Origin of the sequence: Halobacterium sp. KA-4, from assembly GCF_021028995.1 — an archaeon.
Classification (GTDB): domain Archaea; phylum Halobacteriota; class Halobacteria; order Halobacteriales; family Halobacteriaceae; genus Halobacterium.
This window is the reverse complement of record NZ_JAJJZG010000018.1, coordinates 1-19,928: the sequence shown is the minus strand read 5'-3', so window position 1 is coordinate 19,928 and position 19,928 is coordinate 1. Positions and strand designations below refer to the sequence as shown.

The 19,928-nt window shown below is 68.2% G+C and carries 18 protein-coding genes, 1 tRNA gene and 1 pseudogene; 6 read left to right on the top strand and 14 right to left on the bottom strand.

What is annotated here, in order from left to right; genetic code table 11:
• Positions 1-50 precede the first annotated feature (50 nt).
• Positions 51-530, top strand: coding sequence for a DUF1850 domain-containing protein (locus tag LPA44_RS14805; RefSeq protein WP_230890299.1), 480 nt, complete (start codon positions 51-53; stop codon positions 528-530).
• Positions 527-3,229, top strand: coding sequence for a TRAP transporter permease (locus tag LPA44_RS14800; RefSeq protein WP_230890298.1), 2,703 nt, complete (start codon positions 527-529; stop codon positions 3,227-3,229). Before LPA44_RS14805 ends, LPA44_RS14800 begins: the two co-directional genes overlap by 4 nt.
• A gap of 149 nt (positions 3,230-3,378) precedes the next feature.
• On the opposite strand, the gene LPA44_RS14795 is transcribed toward LPA44_RS14800, so the two are convergent.
• A complete protein-coding gene (locus tag LPA44_RS14795; RefSeq protein ID WP_230890297.1) occupies positions 3,379-4,572 on the bottom strand; it encodes a threonine synthase in 1,194 nt (397 codons plus the stop codon).
• Between the two features lie 72 nt (positions 4,573-4,644).
• Here LPA44_RS14795 and LPA44_RS14790 point away from each other — a divergent pair, with 72 nt between their 5' ends.
• Positions 4,645-5,964, top strand: a complete 1,320-nt coding sequence (locus tag LPA44_RS14790; RefSeq protein WP_442903405.1) for an NAD(P)/FAD-dependent oxidoreductase — start codon at positions 4,645-4,647, stop codon at positions 5,962-5,964.
• On the opposite strand, the gene LPA44_RS14785 is transcribed toward LPA44_RS14790, so the two are convergent.
• The 6 genes from LPA44_RS14785 to LPA44_RS14760 form a co-directional block, all read right to left on the bottom strand.
• Positions 5,956-6,651 carry a metallophosphoesterase gene (locus tag LPA44_RS14785; protein ID WP_230890295.1) on the bottom strand — a complete coding sequence of 232 codons (696 nt, stop codon included), beginning with the start codon at positions 6,649-6,651 and terminating at the stop codon, positions 5,956-5,958. The genes LPA44_RS14790 and LPA44_RS14785 overlap by 9 nt on opposite strands.
• Positions 6,652-6,721: 70 nt before the next feature.
• Entirely contained in the window at positions 6,722-7,477 is a 756-nt protein-coding gene (locus LPA44_RS14780; RefSeq protein WP_230890294.1) for a proteasome assembly chaperone family protein, read from the bottom strand.
• Between the two features lie 3 nt (positions 7,478-7,480).
• Positions 7,481-7,663 (bottom strand): RNA-protein complex protein Nop10, encoded by a 183-nt coding sequence (locus LPA44_RS14775; protein ID WP_157503606.1) that lies wholly within the window; start codon positions 7,661-7,663, stop codon positions 7,481-7,483.
• Positions 7,660-8,460: a translation initiation factor IF-2 subunit alpha gene (locus tag LPA44_RS14770; RefSeq protein WP_230890293.1), complete on the bottom strand. Its 801-nt coding sequence runs from the start codon at positions 8,458-8,460 to the stop codon at positions 7,660-7,662. The genes LPA44_RS14775 and LPA44_RS14770 overlap by 4 nt, the downstream gene beginning before the upstream one ends.
• A complete protein-coding gene (locus tag LPA44_RS14765; RefSeq protein ID WP_230890292.1) occupies positions 8,457-8,630 on the bottom strand; it encodes a 30S ribosomal protein S27e in 174 nt (57 codons plus the stop codon). Before LPA44_RS14765 ends, LPA44_RS14770 begins: the two co-directional genes overlap by 4 nt.
• Before the next feature lie 2 nt (positions 8,631-8,632).
• Entirely contained in the window at positions 8,633-8,914 is a 282-nt protein-coding gene (locus tag LPA44_RS14760; protein WP_058981839.1) for a 50S ribosomal protein L44e, read from the bottom strand.
• 120 nt (positions 8,915-9,034) lie between these two features.
• Here LPA44_RS14760 and LPA44_RS14755 point away from each other — a divergent pair, with 120 nt between their 5' ends.
• Entirely contained in the window at positions 9,035-10,330 is a 1,296-nt protein-coding gene (locus LPA44_RS14755; RefSeq protein ID WP_230890291.1) for a hypothetical protein, read from the top strand.
• Between the two features lie 47 nt (positions 10,331-10,377).
• Positions 10,378-10,644 carry an HAH_0734 family protein gene (locus LPA44_RS14750; RefSeq protein ID WP_230890290.1) on the top strand — a complete coding sequence of 89 codons (267 nt, stop codon included), beginning with the start codon at positions 10,378-10,380 and terminating at the stop codon, positions 10,642-10,644.
• Positions 10,645-10,659: 15 nt separating this feature from the next.
• Here the strand turns inward: LPA44_RS14750 and LPA44_RS14745 are convergent, their stop codons facing one another.
• On the bottom strand, positions 10,660-13,041 hold the full coding sequence (locus LPA44_RS14745; RefSeq protein WP_230890289.1) for a DUF2298 domain-containing protein: 2,382 nt from the start codon (positions 13,039-13,041) through the stop codon (positions 10,660-10,662).
• A gap of 103 nt (positions 13,042-13,144) precedes the next feature.
• Between LPA44_RS14745 and LPA44_RS14740 the strand changes: the two genes are divergently transcribed.
• Positions 13,145-14,680 carry a lipopolysaccharide biosynthesis protein gene (locus LPA44_RS14740; protein WP_230890288.1) on the top strand — a complete coding sequence of 512 codons (1,536 nt, stop codon included), beginning with the start codon at positions 13,145-13,147 and terminating at the stop codon, positions 14,678-14,680.
• A gap of 88 nt (positions 14,681-14,768) precedes the next feature.
• Here LPA44_RS14740 and LPA44_RS14735 read toward each other — a convergent pair.
• The 6 genes and pseudogenes from LPA44_RS14735 to LPA44_RS14710 form a co-directional block, all read right to left on the bottom strand.
• A tRNA-Met gene (locus tag LPA44_RS14735) sits at positions 14,769-14,843 on the bottom strand.
• Positions 14,844-14,912: 69 nt separating this feature from the next.
• Positions 14,913-15,593: a type 1 glutamine amidotransferase domain-containing protein gene (locus LPA44_RS14730; protein WP_230890287.1), complete on the bottom strand. Its 681-nt coding sequence runs from the start codon at positions 15,591-15,593 to the stop codon at positions 14,913-14,915.
• 65 nt (positions 15,594-15,658) lie between these two features.
• Positions 15,659-16,225 carry a hypoxanthine/guanine phosphoribosyltransferase gene (gene hpt, locus LPA44_RS14725; RefSeq protein WP_230890286.1) on the bottom strand — a complete coding sequence of 189 codons (567 nt, stop codon included), beginning with the start codon at positions 16,223-16,225 and terminating at the stop codon, positions 15,659-15,661.
• Positions 16,226-16,294: 69 nt separating this feature from the next.
• Positions 16,295-18,064 carry a Na(+)/H(+) antiporter subunit D gene (locus LPA44_RS14720; protein WP_230890285.1) on the bottom strand — a complete coding sequence of 590 codons (1,770 nt, stop codon included), beginning with the start codon at positions 18,062-18,064 and terminating at the stop codon, positions 16,295-16,297.
• Positions 18,064-19,680: a proton-conducting transporter transmembrane domain-containing protein gene (locus LPA44_RS14715; RefSeq protein ID WP_230890284.1), complete on the bottom strand. Its 1,617-nt coding sequence runs from the start codon at positions 19,678-19,680 to the stop codon at positions 18,064-18,066. The genes LPA44_RS14720 and LPA44_RS14715 overlap by 1 nt, the downstream gene beginning before the upstream one ends.
• Positions 19,677-19,928 (bottom strand): annotated as a pseudogene (locus tag LPA44_RS14710) (monovalent cation/H+ antiporter subunit D family protein); the annotation flags it as partial. The pseudogene LPA44_RS14710 and the gene LPA44_RS14715, both read right to left, overlap by 4 nt.

Below are 19,928 nucleotides of genomic sequence, written 5' to 3'. Positions count from 1 at the left end.
CCCCTCCACTACCCATCGTGATTCACCGAATCCTCCGACGAAAGCGGGTCGTGGTAGCGCTGGTAGCCGTCGTCGCCGTGCTACTGGTCGCTCTCGCTGGCGGAGCAGCAGGTATCTCGACCGGGCAGGTGCTCGTGGTCGAAGACCTCGACACGGGCGAACGATACGTCACGGAGCCGGTCGAGACGGGCAGCACCGTCGAACTACGGTACATGCACAGTGTCGAGAAGACGCCAGTGAACGACGTGTATCGCATCGACGGCGAGACGCTCGTCAACACGCGAATGGAGTTCGAATCCTACGGCTGGGGGCTCCCATCGCGGGTCAACGTCACGAACGTCAACGGAACGTTCGTCTACGACCCGCCGGAACCAATCATGATCCTCGAGACGCTCTCAGTGTCCCCTGGTCGGGTTGCGAACCACACACTAATCGTCGACGACCGACGGATTGACTTGGTGGCGCAGACGAACGCGAGTGATGTCCGCATTCACGTCGAACGGCGGACGTTGACCGACGTATTCCTATGAGCACGAACAACCCAGACGACAGTGACGAAGCGGAGCTTTCCAGAGAAGAGGCCGATGAGCTCATCGACGAAATCGAACGGCGGCGGTCGCTGAAGGGGCTCGCCGCCCTCGCCGTCTCAGCGATAGGGATTCTCTTCTCGCTGTTCCAGTTGATTCTGGCTGCCCAGAGCTTCTACTTCACGATTCCGCTTCCGCTGGTCGCCGACATCGAAGTGGGATTACAGCTCCTGCAGGCGAACGCCATCCACGTGGCGTTCGCCCTGGTGTTGACGTTCCTAATGTTCCCCGCGACGATGGGCGAGGGGGTCTTCTCCAAGCGCCTCGGGACCGCGGTCGACGCAGCGGCCGCCCGGCTCGGCTCGGCGAACCCTGTCGCACGCGTTCTCGACAGACTCCGTGGCGTCGCTCGCTGGGCATTCGTCGACCCCAGCCGAAGTCGCGTCACGCCCTTCGACGTGGTCTGTATGGGCTTCGCGGTACTCACCGCGCTGTACTTCCTCACCGAGTTCGGAGAGATACGAGACATGCGCGTGTTCGGGCTGGAGTCCGGTCGGCCGGTCACGGGCGTCTACCCGTTCCTCGAACCGGTTCTCGGCGGCGTGCCGTTCGTCAGCGAGTTCTCGTACGCGCTACTGTTGGGCGCAATCGGCATCGCCCTCGTGCTCGAAGCGACGCGTCGGACGCTCGGGCTCCCACTGATGATTATCGTCGCGACGTTCATCGTGTACGCACGCTGGGGATTCCTCATCAGTAGCGACACGCCGTTCCTGGGCTTGCTTGCGATTCCCCGGCTGACCTGGCCGGACATCGTGCAGAACCTCTGGTACAACACGGAGAACGGCGTCTTCGGGGTTCCGGTGACGGTCTCCGTGAGCTTCATCTACATATTCATCCTGTTCGGCTCGTTCCTCGAGATGAGCGGCGCCGGCCAGTGGTTCATCGACCTCGCGTACGCCGCGACCGGCAAGCGCAAGGGCGGCCCCGCGAAGGCGAGCATCCTCGCGAGCGGCTTCATGGGGACGATTTCGGGGTCGTCAATCGCGAACACGGTCACCACCGGCGCGTTCACCATCCCGCTGATGAAGCGCTCGGGGTACTCGCCGGAGTTCTCCGGTGCCGTCGAATCCTCTGCGTCCTCCGGCGGCCAGATTCTCCCGCCAGTGATGGGCGCGGCGGCGTTCCTGATGGTCCAGTACACCGCGACGCCGTTCCGCGACATCATCCTCCTCGCGACCGTGCCGGCCATCGTGTTCTTCTTTGGCGTCTGGGTGATGGTGCACCTGAAAGCCGTCCAGGAGGGTATCGGTGGCGTCGAGAGCGTCGAAACCGCGTCGATGCGCGACCACCTCAAGCGCGGCTGGTTCTACCTCGTCCCCATCTTCCTGTTGCTGTACTACCTCATCATCGAGCGGCTCTCCGTCTCCCGCTCGGCGTGGTTCACGCTTGTCGCGCTCGTTGCACTCATCACGTTCATCGCCGCCTACAGCGAGCGGACGCGCACCTTCCTGCTCGGGTCGCTGGCCGTTATCGCCGGCGCTGACCTCCTGAGTTTCGTCGTCGCCGGCGTCCCGGTCACGGGCTTCCTCGGCGGTGCCGGCGGTGCCGGAATCCCGCTCGGCGAGGCGGCCGGCATCGTCGTCCCGCGGTTCGGCTGGTACGCGATGCTCGCTGGCGTCCTGACGATGCTGTACTACACGGACGTGCAGTCGGCGTTGCTGGACCTGAACCCGACCGTCCAGAACGCCGCCGAATCCGCCGGCGAACGCGCCGGACGCGACCTCGGCAAGAACCAGTTGTTCCGCACCGGCACCTTTGTCGTCAAGTCGATGGACGAAGGCGCGCGGACGGCCGTCCCGGTCGTCATCGCAGTCGCGGCTGCCGGCATTATCCCGGGTGTCATCAGCGTCTCCGGCCTTGGGCCGAACCTCACCTCGCTGCTGCTCGCGCTCTCCGGCGGCTCCATCGTGATTATGCTGCTCGTGACCGCCGTCGCGAGCATCATCCTCGGTATGGGGATGCCGACGACGGTGACGTACATCATCCTCATCTCGATGCTCGCGACGCCGCTCGTTGAGTTCGGCATCCCGCTGCTGGCCGCGCACCTGTTCATCCTCTACTTCGGCGTCATCGCCGACATCACGCCGCCGGTCGCCGTCGCGGCCTACGCCGCCAGCGGCGTCGCGAAGTCCGACCCGTTCCAGACCGGCGTGAAGGCATTCTCACTGTCGCTGAACAAAGCAATCGTCCCCTTCGCGTTCGTGCTCGCGCCCGGCATCGTCCTCCTCCGGGAGAAGGCGAACGCGGCCGAGTTGCCGCTGCGGGAGCGCTACCGCGTGGTCAACTTCGGCGACCTTGCGGAGCTGTCGTACTCCGTGCCCGAGATACTGGTGCCGATTGCCGGCGTCTTCCTCGGCGTCATCGCGCTCGGGGCGACCGTCATCGGCACGCTGTACACGGACGTCAACCGGAGCGAGCGAGCGGGCTTCGCGCTCAGCTCTCTCCTCCTCATGGCTCCCGCTCTCCTCTCGACGTCGGTGTTCGACCTGCTGGGCTTCGTCGGCGTTACGGTCTCGGCCAACGCGCTACTGCTCGACCTGACGCTCCGAGGTGTCGGCTTCGTCCTGTTCGTCGCGCTCACGCTGAAGAACCGGCGGGAGCTCGGTTCGACCGGCGAGACGCCCGACACAGCGTCCGCCTGAGCGCGCCGCTGTCGTCGACGATTTTTACGTTAGGACTGTTCTGCGTCGTTGCGAGAAACGTGACCGCGACCGTCACCAGGGCGTGCCGTTCCGACCTCAGTCGGAACGGCGTTCGTCGCTCGTTCTGGGGTATCGAGGCGAGGTCGTCCTCAGATGCCCTTGCTCATCAGGTGCGAGCGCAGCACGTCGGCGTCCTTGTTGGCGCTCCCCGTGTTCAGGATGACGACCGTGTCGTCCTCGCCGAACGCGCCGTCCTCGGCGAGCGCGGACGCACCCGAAGCGGCGGCCGCACACGTCGCACCCATCTCCAGGCCCTCGTGGGCGGCGACGGTCGTCGCGGCGTCCAGAATCTCCTCGTCGCTGGTCGCGACTGCGCCGCCGTCGCTCTCGCGGAGCGCCTCCAGCACGAGCGGGCTGGCTCCGGGGTCTGGAATCTCGATGCCGCCACAGATGGTGTCCGGTGTGTCCCACGGCTCGTGGACGTCACGGCCCTCCTGGAACGCGCGCACGATGGGCGCGCAGCCCTCCGCTTGGGCGGCGTACATCTTCGGGAGGTCGTCGGTGAGCCCGAGGTCGCGGAGCTCCTTCGCCGCCTTGTGCATGCCGACGAGGCCGACGCCGCCGCCGGTCGGATAGACGACGTGGTCGGGGGTCTCCCAGTCCAGTTGTTCTGCGGTCTCGTAGTACATCGTCTTCTTGCCCTCGTGGCGGTACGGCGTCTCGAAGGTCCGCACCGAGTACCAGTCGTCCTGCTCGTCCATCGCGCCGTCGAAGGCAGCGCCCGCGTCCCCGATGCGACCCTCCACGATAGTCATGTCGCCGCCGTGGACGTTCACCATCGCCTTGTTCGCGAACCCGGACCGCGACGGCAGGAAGACATGCGAGTCGATGTCCGCGCGACCCGCGTACGCGGCCGCCGACTGGCCAGCGTTCCCAGCCGAGACGAGCGCCACGTCGCTAGCGCCGTGCTGGTCGGCGGCGGTCACGGCGACCGTCTGCCCGCGGTCCTTGAACGTCCCCGTCGGGTTCCGGCCCTCGTCCTTGATGTACACCTCGCCGACGCCCATCTCGTCGGCGAGCGTCGGACACGACACGAGCGCCGTCGCGCCCTCGTCCATGGACACCGCGGCGTCCCGCGAGAACGGCAGCAGTTCCTCGTAGCGCCACATCGAGTCGAAGCGCCGCGACTCGAACGTCTCCCGAGTGACGTCGAGGCTGTCGTAGTCGTAGGTCGGGTCGAGGATGCCCCCGCAGTCTGGACAACGATGAGTCGCCTCGTCCGGGTCGAACGTCTCCTCGCAGTCTACGCACTGAAGCCCCTCGAACGCCGGCGTCGTCTCCATGTGCGGGCCTTCGTAGCGGGCGCGAAAAGCCCTGTCCCTTCCGGCGCGGTCGCCCCAGGAGCCCGCACGTTCTTGTCGCCCGCGGGCGAACAGCCAGGTATGTCTGACTCTCAGGTCGTGGTCGTCGGCGGCGGGGTCGCCGGACTCACGGCGGCGCGCCACCTCGCCGCGGACGGCTTCGACGTGACGCTGTTCGAGCGCAACGAGGACGTCGGCGGGCGCGTGCGCTCGCGGCGCGGCGACGGCTACATTTTCGACCGCGGCTTCCAGGTGTTGTTCACCGCGTACCCCGCGGCGCGGCGTGAACTGGACTTCGGCGCGCTGGACCTGCGCGCGTTCTCGGCGGGCGCGACCATCTGCCGCGGCGACCAGCGCTCCGTGCTCGCCGACCCGCTGCGGGAGCCCGGCGCGCTCACGCAGACACTGTTCAACGCCGAGATTTCGACGATGGACAAACTCCGCACGCTCCGGCTGCGCGCGGACCTCAGAGCGAAGTCCGTGGAGGAAATCTTCGCCGAACCCGACGCCACCATCGAGCAGCACCTCTACACGTACGGGTTCTCCGAGCGGTACGTCGAGCGGTTCGTGCGGCCGTTCTACGGCGGCATCACGCTCGACCGCGACCTCGACACCTCCAAGCGCGTCTTCGAATTCACGTTCAAGATGCTCTCGGAGGGGAAGACGGTCGTCCCAGCAGGCGGGATGGGCGAACTCTCGGACCAGTTGGCCGACCGTGCGATTACGCAGGACGCGCGCATCGTCACGGAGACGCCGGTCGAAGGAATCGCCCCGGGAGACGCCGCGGTCGACGTCCAAATTCCCGGCGAGACCGTCGACGCCGACGCGGTCGTGGTCGCCGCGGATCCGAAGTCCAGCCGCGACCTCACGGGCGTCGACGCGATTCCGACCGACGGCCGCGGCTGCGTCACCCAGTACTTCGCGGTGCCGTCTGGCCACCCGCTCGCGAACAGCGACCGCATCCACCTGAACGCGGGCGGCGAGGTGCCGACGACGGTCGCGCCGCTGTCCGGCGTCGCTCCCGAGTACGCGCCCGACGACCGCGCGCTCGTCGCCGCCACGACAGTCGGCCACGAGGACGCCGGCGACGACGTGCGAATCGAGTCCGACGGCGACCTCGAAACCCAGACGCGAGACATCCTCTCCGCGTGGTATCCGGCGGCGTCGCTGGGCGACTTCGAGTTGCTGCGCACGGACCGACTCCCATTTGCGCAGTTCGCGCAGCCGCCGGGCGTCCACGAGGGACTCCCCGACGCTCGCGCGCCAGACGGTGCGGTCTACCTCGCGGGCGACTACACCCACGACGCCTCTATCAACGGCGCACTGGAGAGCGGAAGAGCGGCGGCCGACGCGGTCAGCGAAGACTTACAGTAGCCCTCGGAGGTCGCCGAGCGCGGGGAACGCCAGCGTCTCGCCCTCGCTGACGACGACGGGCCGGAAACCGTCCGGGTCCGAGAGCATCGACGACAGTGAATCGTCGCGTCGGAGGCCGTTCACGAGCGTACCCGGCGCGAGGCGCGTGAACGCCGGCAGCACGACGACGTCGCTGCCTTCGTGCTGGCGCGGGCCGTAGAGGAAACACGGGTGGCGTGTCCCCTCGATTTCGACCGCGGGGTGTTCGTGGCCGACGACGTAGCGCTCGGCGTCCACGGGCGGGTCATCGTGGCCGTGCCAGACCGCCGTGCCGTCCGCGAGTACGACCGACTCTTCGGCGTCGATGCCGACGGCATCCAGCATCGAATCGTGGTTCCCGCGCACGACGCGGAACGCGGCGTCTGCTCCACGGACCGCCGTCTCGATGGCGTCGACGGTACTGCGGACGCCGTCGGGAATGGTTCCGTGGACGTGCAAGAGGTCGCCCGCGACAACGACGGTCGCCGGCTCGAACTCGGCGAGCAAGGTGTCGAGGCGCTCCACGAGGTCCGTGCGCTCGCCCAGCGGCAGGGCGACGTCGGAGGCCGCGTCCCGGCCGACGTGGACGTCAGCAAGCACGAGCGCGTCCGCCTCCGGGAGGTAGGCGGCACGCTCCCCGAACGCCAGCCACGACGGAGTGTCGCTCACGCCCCCCAGTCGGCACTACATGGGGTTAGGTCCAGCGGTCCGCGAGCAGACAGGAAAAGGTGAGTCGCCGTTAGCCGATGTACCGGAGGTCTTCCTCGCCGCCGGGGCTCGGGCCCTCCTCCATCTCGCGGAGGCGGCTGACAACCTCCTCCATCTCCTCGGCGCGGTCGTCGAGGGCTTCCTCGTCGAGGTCGAAGCCGAGCATGTCTTCGAGCACCGCGAGGACGGCCTTGGCGGCCTTCGGGTCCACGAGGTAGCCCGACGTCTCACCCATCAGGCAGGCGGCGTCGAAGCCACGGCGGCCGCCCAGCCCGAGCAGCAGGCCGCTGGAGCCGACGATGCCGCCCGCGGGCTCCTCGCTGCGGAACTCCACGCCCGCTTCTTTGAGGCGCTCCTTGAGGTCGTCCTCGGAGACGGCACCAATGACGTCGTGCTCCTCGACGAGTTCCCCCGTGGGGACGCCGCCGAGCGCGTACAGCTCACTCGCGCCGAAGTCCTCGGCGACGTCGAGGAACGCCTCGGTGACGCGGTAGTGGCCGACGTTGTCCTGGGCCTGGTGGTTGCCCGTGAGCACGAGGAGGTCCCGGCCCTCCGTGTCGACGGCGTGAATCTCGGCGTGCGCGAGCGCCGCGACGCTGTCGTCCCCGACCGTGACCTGCGGCGGGAAGTGCTCGCTATGCACGCGCGCGACAAGTTCGCTGTCCGCCTCATCGACGACGTGCTCGGCGACGAGTTTCCCGACGTGTCCGACGCCGGGTAGTCCTTCGACGAACACGGGGTCGTCCAGCTCCGGCTCGGATTCCCACGCGATGTCGATTTCGTCCATACCCTAGGGGCGGCTGCGTTCCTTAAGAGCGCGTCGGTAGCGCCCGTGCGGGTCCTCCGGGTCGAACGGCGCCGGCGCGCTGTTGACGGCGTCGGCTCCGCAGTCGGGACACTCCGCAGAAAGCGTGTACACCGGGCGGTCGTGGCGGTCGCGCCACGCCGAACACACCCGGATGTCGGACTTCATTCCTCTTCGAGCTGGCGCTCGCGGTGGAAGTTCCCCTCGCCGCCCTGCGCGTCGATTTCCTCGACGGCGCGAGCGCCGGCGGCTTCCAACTGGTCCTCGGCGGTCTTGTAGTTCGGCGCCTGCACCCGAATCCGGTACTCGGGCGCGCCGACATACGTCACTTCGAGGTCGGCCTCGTCGGGGACCTCACCGTTCCCCTCGGCGGCCTGCAGGGCTTCCTTCACGTCGTCGACGCCGTCGGGGTCGGGCGACGTCAGCGTCACGTAGCCCGTGACCGTGACGTAGGGCACGGAGACGTTCTCGCGTGCGGTCTTGACGATGGCGTCCTGCTCGTCGTCGTCGAGGTCCGTCTTCTCGAGGGCCTCGTAACCGTGAATCGCGGTCTGCTCGAACCCCTCGTAGAGGCTGCCGAACGCACCGAGGAGTTCGTTGGCGATGCGGCGGAACTGGTCGTCGTCCATGTCCTCGCCGAACGCCAGCGTCAGCCACTTGTCGGCCTTCTGCTCGTTCTTCCACTCCTGAATCTTGTCCGAGCGCTGGTGGTCGTTGACGTCCTTCAGTGAGAGGTCGATTTGCTGAGCGGACTCGTCGACGTCCAGCACCTTCGCGACGACCGTCTGGTCTTCGTTGACGTGGTCGCGAACGTTCTTAATCCAGCCGCTGGCCACTTCGCTGACGTGTACGAGGCCGCGCTTGTCCTCGTACTCTTCGAGGTCGACGAACACGCCGAAGTCCTCAATGTCGTCGACCTTGCCGACGACGAGTTCGCCCTCCTCGGGCCAGCCGACGTACTTCATCTGGCCTCGACGGTTTCGACGACCTCACCGGTGAACTCCGCCTCGCCGCCGGTCGGACGCGCGAGCGTCGTTCCACAGACGGCGCAGGCGACCTCCGAGGAGGCCTTACCGAAGACGATTTGTTCGTTCTCGCAATCCGGACACTCGACTTTGAAGAATCCTCCCGCCATTGTTAGTCCTGGAAGACGAGACGGCCGGTGCGCCATCCCTCGCGGAGGTGAGCGTTCCCGCACTCGTTGCAGCGGTACTTGAGGTCCGTCTTCTTCGTCGGCTTGTTGCCGACCGGCACTTTCGAGAACCGACCGTGGTTCCCGATGGAGGCGTTCGCGCGCTTGGTGCGGCGAGCGTCCCACTTCATGCCGGACGAGCGGCCGGTTCGGACCTTCTCGACCTCGATTTGGTTGTGTTCGTCACAGTGCGGGCAGTAGCTGTTGAATCGGCGTGGCATCTCCATAGGCTAAATCAGCTCTGTTGTCTCTCGGTTACACGTGGCTGCTTAAAATCCGTTTGGTTTCGGGGACGGAACCCCCAATGCACACACAGGTTTTTGCGTCCCACTCGCGACGGTTCGACTATGACCCCGCGTCGCACGCTCGCCCTCCCCACAGTCGCGCTCGTCGTCGTGCTCGCGCTCGTCGCTGGTGGCACCGCGGCCGCACCGCCGCCCGAGGACGTCTGTGGCGCGTGCGGCGAATCGTTCGAGTCCGCCGCCGACGCAGCCGACGAACCGGTCACCGTCGTCGAATCCTCGCTGGACGTCCACGTTCGCGCGAACGGGAGCGCACGTGTCGTCGTCGAGGACGAGCTCGCGGGCGACGGCGCGGCGCGCGTCGCGAACCACTCCGACGCGGTCGTGGCTGCGCTCGCCGACGAGGACGACGGACTCGCACCCGTTCCCGAGGACGCCACCCTCTCTGTTGACGGCTCTCGCGTCAGCATCACGTACACCGACCCCGACTTCGGGCACGCGTCCGTCGGCGGCGTCGTGCTCGCGGACGCACTCCGCGACACGCCGACCGGCTGGGAAGTGGACACCGACACCTTCCGCCTGCACGCGCCCGACGGCTACACCATCACCGCGGGCGCGAGCGGCGACGCGGTCGCAACGTGGCGGGCCGGCGACTCCGTAGACGACGACTTCGTCGCGTTCGCGCCGGACGGTGGCGTCGTCTCGACCGTCGCGACCGAACTCGCAATCGGCGTCGAAGTGCTCCCCGGCTTCCTCGCGAACGCTGCGCTCGTGCTCGCCGTCCCAGTCGTCGTGCTCGCGGGCCTCCTGCGTGGGTTCGGCGCACTGGTCGACCGCGTCGGTACACCCGACGACACCGAGCGCGTCGGCGTGGCGTTCGCAGCAGCCGGTACGCTGGTCGCTCTCGTTGCGTTCGTGACCGGGCTAGCGAGCACCTACTTCATGCTCGTCGGGACGACCGCGCTGTTCACCGCCCTCACGGCGGTCGTCGTCGGCACACTCACTGCGAGCGGGCGGCTCGACGATACGCGGCTGCTCACAGCCGCTGCAGTCGGGACACCGCTCGTGCTCGGTGTGCTCGGTGCCGTCGTCGGCTCCTATGCCCACCCCGGGGTTGCGCTCCGGACCGTGGGACGTGCGCTCTCGGCGGGCCTGCTCGCCGCGCACGTCTGGACGTTCGCCGTCGTCGGTGCGACCAGAATCGAGCGCGCGAGCGAGTGGGAGGGAATCAGGACGACCGTCGTCCCGCTCGTCGCCGTGGTCGCCCCGCTGGCGGGCGTCGTGGCACTGCTCGGACCGGGCGCGCTGTTCTGGTTCCTGCTCGTCGCGTGGGTCGGCCTGCTCGCCGTGTTCGGGCTGCCCGCGTACTGGCTGGGGGCCGCGCTCGCCGCGGACGCGTGACGGCCGGCTTCGAAGCGTTTAATCCGCCACCCTCCGAAGCCGCAGCCATGAAGCGACTCATCATCCACGGCGACCCCGGCGTGCGCCGTGACGGCGTCATCGAGTACGACGGCGAGGAGAAGGTCCTCTTCCAGGTGACGCGCAACGGCGACTGGCACGGCCCGGACGAGGTCCAGCTGTGGTGTGTCGTCGGCGACGAGGACGAGTTCGAGGACTACGAGAAGCGCAACTTCATCCCGCACTGGCTGGATGTCGACACCGTCGACGCCGACGACGTCACCGTCCACAAGCGCGCCGGCGACCTCGCGGTCTGATTCTCGGCTTCGACCCTACTGTTCGACGAGTTCGGACTGCGTGACTTCGTAGACGGTCACGTTCTCGTTCGTGAACGCGACACGGATGCCCGGTTCCTCGTCAGTCACGCGCACGTCGTAGCGCTCGCGCTCGACCGGCCCGACCCAGACGTACTGCACGTCGTGTTTCCGCAGGACGATGGCCCGCGAGACGGCTTCGCTGGTCTCGTAGACCACGCCGACGTCGCTGACGCGCGTCCGGTACGCGGAGTCGCTGTGGTAGTTGCCGGCGTGCGACCAGCCCGCGACCGTCGGGATTCCAGTGAGACTCGACGCCGGGTTCTGCCACGTGTACGGCGTCGTCCCCGGCGCGGAGACGATGTGTGGCTGGCCGGGCTTCTCGTTCAGCCACTCGATTGCGGCGCCCTCGTCGGGGCGCTCGTCGTTGACGTACTCGAAGGCGTCGAGGGTCGCGTCGTCCGCGCTGTCGACGTGGCTGGCGACCGCGAACCCGCCGTAGATGGACGCCGACACCACAAGCAGGACGGCGAGCGCGGTGCCACCGACGGACCGCAGGCGGGACGCGTCGGGCGTGCGCGCAGCGAGGGCGGCGAGCGCGACGCCGGCCGGCACCGACCAGAGCGCCCACACCTGCGCGTACACCTTGAAAATCGTGTTGTAGCGCTCGTAGGAGGCGGCGTCCGCGACGTAGACGTACTCGATGATGACGACGAGGCCCGCGCCGGCGACGACGAGCACGCCCTCGAAGCCGACCGCGTCCCGGCGCCGGAGCAGCCACGCGCCCACGAGTATCGGACCGGCGAGCAGGACGCCGACGACGCCGACGCGCACGCCGGCAATCACGGGGTCGACGGTCGCGGCGAGCAGGACCGCAGCGATGGCAGCGAGGCCCGCAGCGGCCCAGTCCGAGCCGTCGCGGGCGACCCGGGAGACGAGGTACGCGCCGAACGAAACGAGGAACAGGCCGTGCACGAGGAGGAACGCGCCGAGTTGCGTCGGAACGGGGAACGCCGCGGGATGTTGGTTGCTCGCGCCCGCGAGCAGGACGTTCTGCACGAACGGCAACGCCACGACGAACCCCAGACTGACGACGGCGACCGCGACGCCCACACCGAGGAGGACTCGCTGTACCTCTCGCGCGGCCGCGCTCGACCGCTCAATCCGCCGTGCGACTGACTCGGGCAGCAGCGTTCGCGGGTCGGCGTCTGCGAGCGCGACGCTCAGCATCGCGACGCCGGCGACGGCGGGGTAACTCCACGTGTTCACCGTGAGAATCGTCGCCGCCGCGACCGGGAACGCGCCGAACAGCAACGCGAGCCGGCGGCGTCGCGCCGATTCGGGGGTCCGTGCGTACGCCAGCCCGACGCCGACCGCGAGAAAGAGCACGGCGACGCTCATCATGTGCGCGTGGAGGTCGCCGTTCAGGTACGCGAACAGCGGGAACTCGTTGATACCCGTCTCCACCACGCGGCTCGCGTGCCACATGTCGAACTCGGCCGGCGTTATCGTGGGCGCGCGGTTCGACTTGATGCCCGCGGCGACGACCGCCTGCCGCACCACGTCGTAGGTGCCCGCGAGCAGGCGCACCGGCGTCACGAGGTTGCTCGCGAACCCGTAGACGAACGCCGCCAGAATCCCCGCGCGGACCCGCGTCGACCCCGCGAGCACGGCGGCCGCGAACGCCGCGGGCACGGCGAGGTAGTACCACGGCACGCCCAGCGTCACGAGCAACACGGCGAAGACGACCGCCGCGACGCCGAGCGCTATCGACCCCTCGACGGGCTCGCTGTCCTCGAACCGGCCAGCCATAATCGTGCTCGCGAGTCCGTACGCGGCGGTCACGGCCATCGCGTAGAAGCCCGCTAGCGCTGGGTCGTAGGCGAACCGCCCGGTCGTCCCGGACAGGAGCGCGAGTATCGACGCCATCAGGTGGCCGCCGTAGTAGTAGACCACGCGCTCGCCCGCGAACCAGAAGTCCTGGGGCGGCAGCCGGTCGGCGCGCAGGAGGCTCTGTAGCAGCCCGAAGTCGAGGAACTTCTCGCCGCCGCGAGGGTGGACGCCGTCCGCAGCGGCGCGAATCGCTATCAGGAAGAGGAACGCCACGGTGAACACCGCCACGACCTCCGCGAGCGGGCGCTTCGGCACGTCGACGCCGCCGCGCGCCAGCCACGCCGACGCCGCTACCAGCACGGCTGCGACGCCGACGACCACCCACAGTCCGAAGGCGAGTTGGCCGACCCACAGCGTCGGCACCGCCAGCAACACGACGGCCGTCGGCACGGCCAGCGACGCGCCGCGGTCCGGGGCGTCCGGCAGCAGTCGCGCCGCGAACGGCAGCCCGACGATCAGCAACGCCTGGTAGAGCAGCCACCAGCGAACGACGACGCCGTACTCCATCGGTGGAACCGTATGTAGCCGCCGCTAAACGCTTTCGGGTTCACGCCCTTCCTCGGCGACCGAACGGCTTAATGCTCGCACCCGACACCCCCGAGAGTAAGCGATGAGTCGCGCGCACGACGAGGAGGTCCCAGAAGCGGAACGCGACGCGCTGCTGACGATTGCGCACGGCGCGGTCGTGACCTCCAGCGGCGTCTCCGCGCAGCGCGCGCTGATTACCGCCTCGGAGTTCGTGCTCGCGCGCGGCCTCGGCCCCGTCGCGTACGGCGTGTACGCCCTCGCGTGGCGCATCGCACAACTGCTCTCCCGGCTCGTCACGTTCGGCAGCGTGCCGACGCTCCAGCGCTACCTCCCCGCCGCCGAGGACGACCCCGCGAAGCAGTCCCGCGTGACCGGGCTCGCGTACGCGACCACCATCGGTGTCGGCGCGCTCATCGCGGCGGGCGTGTGGGTGCTCGCGCCGTGGATCAACGCGACGACCGTCGACCACCCGGCGTTCCCGGCGACGATGCGGCTGTTCGGCGTCTTCGTCGTGCTGCTCGGGCTCGTGATGGTGTACGCCGCGACCTTCCGCGCTGGCGGGTCCGCTCGCGGCGAAGTCCTGTTCAACAAACTCCTGCGGCCAGCCACGCGGCTCGTCGGGGCGCTCGCGGCGCTCGCGCTCGGCTACACCGTCGTCGGCGTCGCGGGCGCGTTCGTCGCCTGCCTGTTCGTCGTGGTCGTCGCCGGCTACCCGGTCACCTCGCGCGTCACCGGTATCCGGCCGTCGCTGCGCGGCGCGCGCAGCGAAGCCCGCCAGTTCTACGACCACGCGCTCCCGGTCGCGATGAGCAGCCTCGGGAAGGTGTTCCAAAACCGCGTCGACGTCCTCCTCGTCGGTACACTCCTGACCGCGGTCGCGGCCGGCGTCTACAACGTCGTGCTCGTACTCATCTCCATCGCGTGGATTCCCCTGCTGTCGTTCAACCAACTGCTGCCGCCGGTCGCCTCCCGACTCTACGCCGAGGACGACACCACGACCCTGAACGCCGTCTACTCGTCGGTCACGCGGCTCATCGTGACTACGGTCGTCCCAATTCTCGCCGTCCAACTCGTGTTCGGGCGGGAACTCCTCGCGCTGTTCGGCGAGACGTACGTCCGCGGGTACGTCCCGCTCTCGGTCTACCTCGGCGGCGTCTTCGTCGGGAGCGCCGTCGGCGCGACCGGCTGGCTACTGATGATGACTGACCACCAGTACGCCCGCATGGCCCTCGACTGGCTGCTCGCCGTGCTGAACGTCGGTCTCACGTACCTGTTCGTCCGGGAGTTCGGACTCGTCGGCGCAGCGCTCGGCACCTCGCTGGCCATCGCCGTCCAGAACGGCATTCAGGTGGTGCTTCTCCGGCGCTTCGAGGACCTGTGGCCGTTCGACGCGACCTACCTCCGCCCGCTCGCCGCCGGCATCGTGATGGCCGCCGTGCTCGCCGGCGTTCGGACTGCCGTCGACGGCATCGTCGCCGTTCCCCTCGGCGTGCTCGTCGGCCTCCCGGTCTACGTCGGTACTCTCCACGTGCTCGGCGTCGACCCGCGCGACCGCTTCGTCGTCCGCGAACTCGCCGCCCGCTACCGCGAGGCGCTCGGCGAAAAACTGGCGCGTTGAACTGCTGCAAGCCGTAGACACGACTCCGTACAATCTCACGTGACGCGTCGCACGGAGGCGACGCTACGGAGTGTGAGTATCAGAGGAGTAGCGGGAAGTGGATTTGAACCACCGATCTCCGGGTTATGAGCCCGGCGGAATCTCCTGGCTATCCCATCCCGCTGCATTCCATCGTAGCCCGGTGCCGCAGTTAAGGGTTCTGTTTCGGTCGCCGTGTGGGAGTTCTCCCCAGCTACACGTCGAGTTCCTCGAGGAGGGTCTGGGCGGCCGCGCTGGACGAGCCGGGACCGCGCGCGGTGAGGAGGTCGCCGTCGACGGTGACGCTGGTGTCGGCGTCGAGTTCGGCGTCCCAATTCCCGCCAGCGGCCTTCACTTCGTCCTCGACCCAGTAGGGGAGCTTGCGGCCGTCGGGCATCCGGTCGTGGTCGTCGACGATGCCTTCCTCCCACTCGTTCGGGAAGCCGGTGACGTCGCGGCCGGCGACGAGGAAATCGTTGTCGCTGTCCCGCGTGAACGCGAGAATCCCAGCAGCGTGGCAGACGACCAGCGCCTTCTCGCTATCACCCTCGACAGCATTCCGGAGGAGGCGGCGGGCGTCAGTGTCCTGATTGACGTCCCACTCGGTGCCGTGGCCGCCGGGGAAGACGACCGCGTCGTAGTCCGCGGCTTCGACTTCCGTGACCGAGACCGGGTCGTTGAGGCGCTCGTCGTTCTCGTGGACGTCGCGCACCCACTCGGCGGTCTCCTCGCCAACGTTCTCCGGGTCCGCAGAGCGCTCGTCGAGCACCGGCGGCGACCCGCTCGGCGTCGCGACCGTAATCTCGAAGCCCTCGCTGTCGAGCGTCGTGAGCGGTTCGACGCACTCCTCTCCCCAGTAGCCTTCCTCGCTGACGACGAATAGTGCAGACGGCATACGCGAACAGTGGAGCGGCAGCGGGAAAAACTCCGTCGAGGCTGCGAGTTCCGCCGGCAGTCGGCTCAGTCGTCGCCTTCAGCGTCGACGATGACGACGTCGCCGTCCTGGACGTCGACGTTGATGAGCGTCTTCACGTCCGTGTCGGTGTCGTCGAGTTCGTTCGGGCCGGCCTTCTTGATGACCGCGAGGACGTCCGCGACGTCCGCGCCGATGTGTTCGAGAGCGTCCGTGATGGCGCGCAGGGTGCCGCCCGTCGAGAGCACGTCGTCGAGGACGAGCACGCGGTCGCCCGCCTCCACGTCGTTGATGTACATCTCGTTCTCCGAGTAGCCGGTCTGCTGACTGAGCGCGACCTCACCGGGCAGGCCGTACTCGCGCTTGCGGATGACGACGATGGGGATGTCGGTCATCAGCGACACCGCCGTGGAGATGTGGATTCCCATCGCGGCCGGGGTGACGATTTTGTCGACCTCGTCGAGTTCCGCCTTCCGGATGATGCGGATGACGATCTCCCGCAGCAGCTCCGGCTCCAGCATCGGGACGCCGTCACTGATGGGGTGGACGAAGTAGTGGTAGCCGTCTTTCTCGATGATGGGCGCGTCGAGCAGGGACTGTTTGAGCCTATCCATGGCGGAAGTACTTGCGCCGCGAATAAAAGGTGACGGAACGAGCGCGACCGTGAGAGGGGTTCGCGGGGGTTACAGCACGAGCACGAGCGCGACGGCGACCATCACGACGACGAGCAGGATGCTCGTGCTCATGTCCGCGCGCATCGAGACGCGGTCCTCGCCGACGAGCCGCCCGGCGGCAGCGCCCGGCGCGGTGACGACCGCCGCAGTCGCGTCGGCAGTGCGGACGGCGGCGCGGTCGACGGCGGCGTACAGTTCGGTGACGCCGACGACCAGATACCGGGTGGCGTAGAACGTCAGTGGGTTGTACGCGTTGTCGACGTCCGGGACGCGGCCGAGCTTCGAGAGCGGCTTCTTCACGAGCGCGAAGCCGACCAGCCCCGCCGCGGCGAGCGCGACGCCCTCGAGGATGTGGCTGGTGGTGTAGGTGTGGTAGGCGTGGGAGACGACTTCGGAGCTAGTGACGTCGTAGGGAAGCACGGCGAACAGGGCGTCCGGTGCGAGCCCGTAGACGACACAGAGCACGGCCACGGTGACCATCGCGACCGACTGGCCGCGGTTAGCGTCTTTCACGGAGCCGTCGTAGCTGCCGTGGAAGAACGCGTAGTAGCCGAATTTGATGAACGACATGAACGTCCCGACACCCCCAATCAACAGCAGCCACTCCAGCCCGGTGCGGCCGAAGACGTGGACGACGCCGTGGAAGTCGTAGTGGCTGGCGGCGATGACGATGCCCTTGCTGACGAAGCCGTTGAACCCGGGGAAGCCCGCGATGGAGAGCGCCGCGACGGTGAACGCGGCGGCGGTCAGCGGCATCTCGCGTGCGAGCCCGCCGAGCTTCTTCAGGCTCTCCTCGCCGGTACGGTAGACGACGACGCCGGCGGCCATGAACAGCAGGCCCTTATAGAGGATGTGGTTGAAGACGTGCGCGAACGCGCCGGCCTGCGCGAGTGTCGAGCCGATGCCGACGCCGGCGACCATGTAGCCGACCTGCGACTGGATGTGGTAGGAGAGCAGCCGGCGCATGTCGTTCTGGAACAGCGCCATCGTCGCGCCGAAGACGGCCATGAAGCCGCCCATGTACGCGACGGCGACGCTGCCGTCCTGCGGGAACACGCGGTACATGCCGTAGACGCCGGTCTTCGTGGTGAACACGCAGAGGAAGACGCTGGCGGCGACGTGCGGGCGCGGGTAGGTGTCGGGCAGCCACGCGTGCAGCCCGATGAACCCGACGTTGACGCCGATGCCGATTGCGCCGAGCACGGGCGCGACCGGTCCCGCGAGCCCGCCGGCTTCGGGGCCGCCGGGGACCGAGGCGAACAGGAACGTCCCGGTCTCGGCGAAGTGCCAGACGATGGCGCCGAGCAGGAGCGTGCCGCCGATGCCGTGCGCGAGCGCGTACCGGAAGCCAGCGCGAACGGCCTTCCCGCCGTAGTGCCACACCAGCAGCGTGCTGGTGACGGCCATCAGCTCCCAGAAGAAAATGAGCGTGAGCCAGTCGCCGCCGAAGACGGCGCCGAGACTCGTGCCCACGTAGCCGAGCGCGAACGCGCTCTGGAGGTTCTCGGCGCCGCTGGCGTACGAGTAGAGGATGGCGGCGGCACCGATGAACCCGAAGATGAGCCCCATCAGCGTCGAGAACGGGTCGACGTTGAACAGCACGGCGTCGAACCCGAACAGTTGCGTCTGGAAGTAGACGCCGTCGGAGACGAGCCAGACATAGGGGACGACGGCGGCGCTAGCGAGCGCGCCGAGCGCGTGGCCAACGCGCCGTCCAAGGAACGGCAGCAGTAGCGCCGCCACCAGCACGGGGACGAACGGCGGCACGATGGCGTCCATCAGGCCACCACCCCCACTGCGGTGTTGGCGACGTCACGGACAAGCTGGAGGAACACCGCGGTGTCCGGCACGACGCCGAGCACGACGGATCCGGCGGCCGCGAACAGAATCGGGCCGAGGATGAACCACGTCGACTCGGCGCCGTTCGGCGCGCGGCGCTCGAACGCGCCGTGGCCGTGGTCGTGCCCGCCGTCAGTGCGGGCCTCGCCGCCAAAGCGACCGCCGAGCGGCCCGGAGACGAGCGGCTTCTCGTCGGATCCCTCCGCGCTCTCGAAGAACGCGGTGTAGACGACCGGCCAGAAGTACGCGATGTTCAGGATGCCCGAGAGCAACAGCGCCCCGGTGAACACGAGGTTGCCGCTGGAGACGGTCCCGATGAGCAGGAAGTACTTGCTGACGAACCCCGCAATCAGCGGGATGCCCGCCATACCGGCGGCGGCGACGGCGAACGCGCCCATCGTGAGGGGCATCCGCTTGCCGATGCCGGCCATCTCCGAGATGTAGTCGACGTGGGTCTCGACGTGGACCGCGCCCGCGCAGAAGAACAGGGTGAGCTTCATGAACGCGTGCGCCGGGATGTGCAGGAGTCCACCGATGAGCGCCCACTTCGCGGCTTCGCCGGGACCGACGGCTCCGGCGACCGCGATGCCGAGGACGATGTACGAGAGCTGGCTAATCGTCGAGAACGCGAGCCGGCGCTTGAGATGGTCTTGTCGGAGCGCGATGACGCTGGCGACGACGAGGGTGAACGCGGCGACCGCCGCGAGCACGCCGCCAACGCCGAGTTCCGCGACGAGGTCGATGCCGAAGACGTCCAAGAGGACGCGCGCGATGCCGAACACGCCGGACTTGACGACCGCGACGGCGTGCAGCAGCCCGGAAACGGGCGTCGGCGCAACCATCGCGTCCGGCAGCCAGGAGTGCAGCGGCATCAGCGCGGCCTTCACGCCGAAGCCGGTGACCAGCAGCGCGAACGCCGCGCGAGCGAGCGTCGGGTCGGCGGACGCGAGCGCCGAGATGCCGCCGGTCGTGAACGCCGTCGTTCCAGTGAGGTAGACGACCAGCAGCGTGCCCGCGAGCACGGCGACGCCGCCGCCGAACGTGTACGCGAGGTACTTGCGGCCGGCGGCGCGCGCCTCGTCGGTGCCGTCGTGGGCGACCAGCGGGTACGTCGCGACCGTCAGCAGCTCGTAGAACACGTAGAGCACGACGAGGTTCGACGCGAACGCGACGCCAACCGCCGAAGAGACGCTGCCCGCGAACGCAGCGAAGTACCGCGTCTGGTGGTCCTCGTCGAGCCCCCGCATGTAGCCCATGCTGTAGAAGCTCGTCACGATCCAGAGGGTGCTCGCCAGCAGCGCGAACAGCAGGCCCAGCGAGTCCGCGCGGAGCGTGAATTCGACGTACGGGACGAGCTGGCCGAGTTTGGTAACGTAGACGTCGCCGGCGAGCGCGGCCGGCACCATGCTGGCCACCAGCCCGAACTTCGCCAGCGCCGCCAGCATCGTCCACGCTTCGCGGGCGTTCGGGCGGCCGTTGGACGCCAGAATCGGCGCGACTGCGACTGCCGACACGAGCACCGCAGCGAGTGGCCGGATGGAAGTGATTTCGGTCATGAGAGGAGTGCCTCGATTGTCGGTTGGAGGTCGACGCTGTAGCCGAAGACCGCGAAGCCGAGCGCGACCGCGAGGACGGCCGCAGCGACCACTGTCGCCTGCATGCCGAAGGAGACGCCGGTCGCGTCCTCGCCGCCGTCAGCACGCGCGTCGACGCGCTTGGCGGCGGGTTCGAGGTCGACGCTGGGTTCGCGGAAGAACATGCGTTCGACGAGCCGTGCGAAGTACGCCAGTGTGAGCAGCGTGCT

What these genes read in the sequence shown, in the direction of transcription:
- LPA44_RS14800 (WP_230890298.1), top strand. Translation starts at nt 527, where the DNA reads ATGAGCACGAACAACCCAGACGACAGTGACGAAGCGGAGCTTTCCAGA.
- LPA44_RS14795 (WP_230890297.1), bottom strand. Translation starts at nt 4,572, where the DNA reads ATGGAGACGACGCCGGCGTTCGAGGGGCTTCAGTGCGTAGACTGCGAG.
- LPA44_RS14780 (WP_230890294.1), bottom strand. Translation starts at nt 7,477, where the DNA reads ATGGACGAAATCGACATCGCGTGGGAATCCGAGCCGGAGCTGGACGAC.
- LPA44_RS14775 (WP_157503606.1), bottom strand. Translation starts at nt 7,663, where the DNA reads ATGAAGTCCGACATCCGGGTGTGTTCGGCGTGGCGCGACCGCCACGAC.
- LPA44_RS14770 (WP_230890293.1), bottom strand. Translation starts at nt 8,460, where the DNA reads ATGAAGTACGTCGGCTGGCCCGAGGAGGGCGAACTCGTCGTCGGCAAG.
- LPA44_RS14765 (WP_230890292.1), bottom strand. Translation starts at nt 8,630, where the DNA reads ATGGCGGGAGGATTCTTCAAAGTCGAGTGTCCGGATTGCGAGAACGAA.
- LPA44_RS14760 (WP_058981839.1), bottom strand. Translation starts at nt 8,914, where the DNA reads ATGGAGATGCCACGCCGATTCAACAGCTACTGCCCGCACTGTGACGAA.
- LPA44_RS14755 (WP_230890291.1), top strand. Translation starts at nt 9,035, where the DNA reads ATGACCCCGCGTCGCACGCTCGCCCTCCCCACAGTCGCGCTCGTCGTC.
- LPA44_RS14750 (WP_230890290.1), top strand. Translation starts at nt 10,378, where the DNA reads ATGAAGCGACTCATCATCCACGGCGACCCCGGCGTGCGCCGTGACGGC.
- LPA44_RS14745 (WP_230890289.1), bottom strand. Translation starts at nt 13,041, where the DNA reads ATGGAGTACGGCGTCGTCGTTCGCTGGTGGCTGCTCTACCAGGCGTTG.
- LPA44_RS14740 (WP_230890288.1), top strand. Translation starts at nt 13,145, where the DNA reads ATGAGTCGCGCGCACGACGAGGAGGTCCCAGAAGCGGAACGCGACGCG.
- LPA44_RS14730 (WP_230890287.1), bottom strand. Translation starts at nt 15,593, where the DNA reads ATGCCGTCTGCACTATTCGTCGTCAGCGAGGAAGGCTACTGGGGAGAG.
- hpt (WP_230890286.1), bottom strand. Translation starts at nt 16,225, where the DNA reads ATGGATAGGCTCAAACAGTCCCTGCTCGACGCGCCCATCATCGAGAAA.
- LPA44_RS14720 (WP_230890285.1), bottom strand. Translation starts at nt 18,064, where the DNA reads ATGGACGCCATCGTGCCGCCGTTCGTCCCCGTGCTGGTGGCGGCGCTA.
- LPA44_RS14715 (WP_230890284.1), bottom strand. Translation starts at nt 19,680, where the DNA reads ATGACCGAAATCACTTCCATCCGGCCACTCGCTGCGGTGCTCGTGTCG.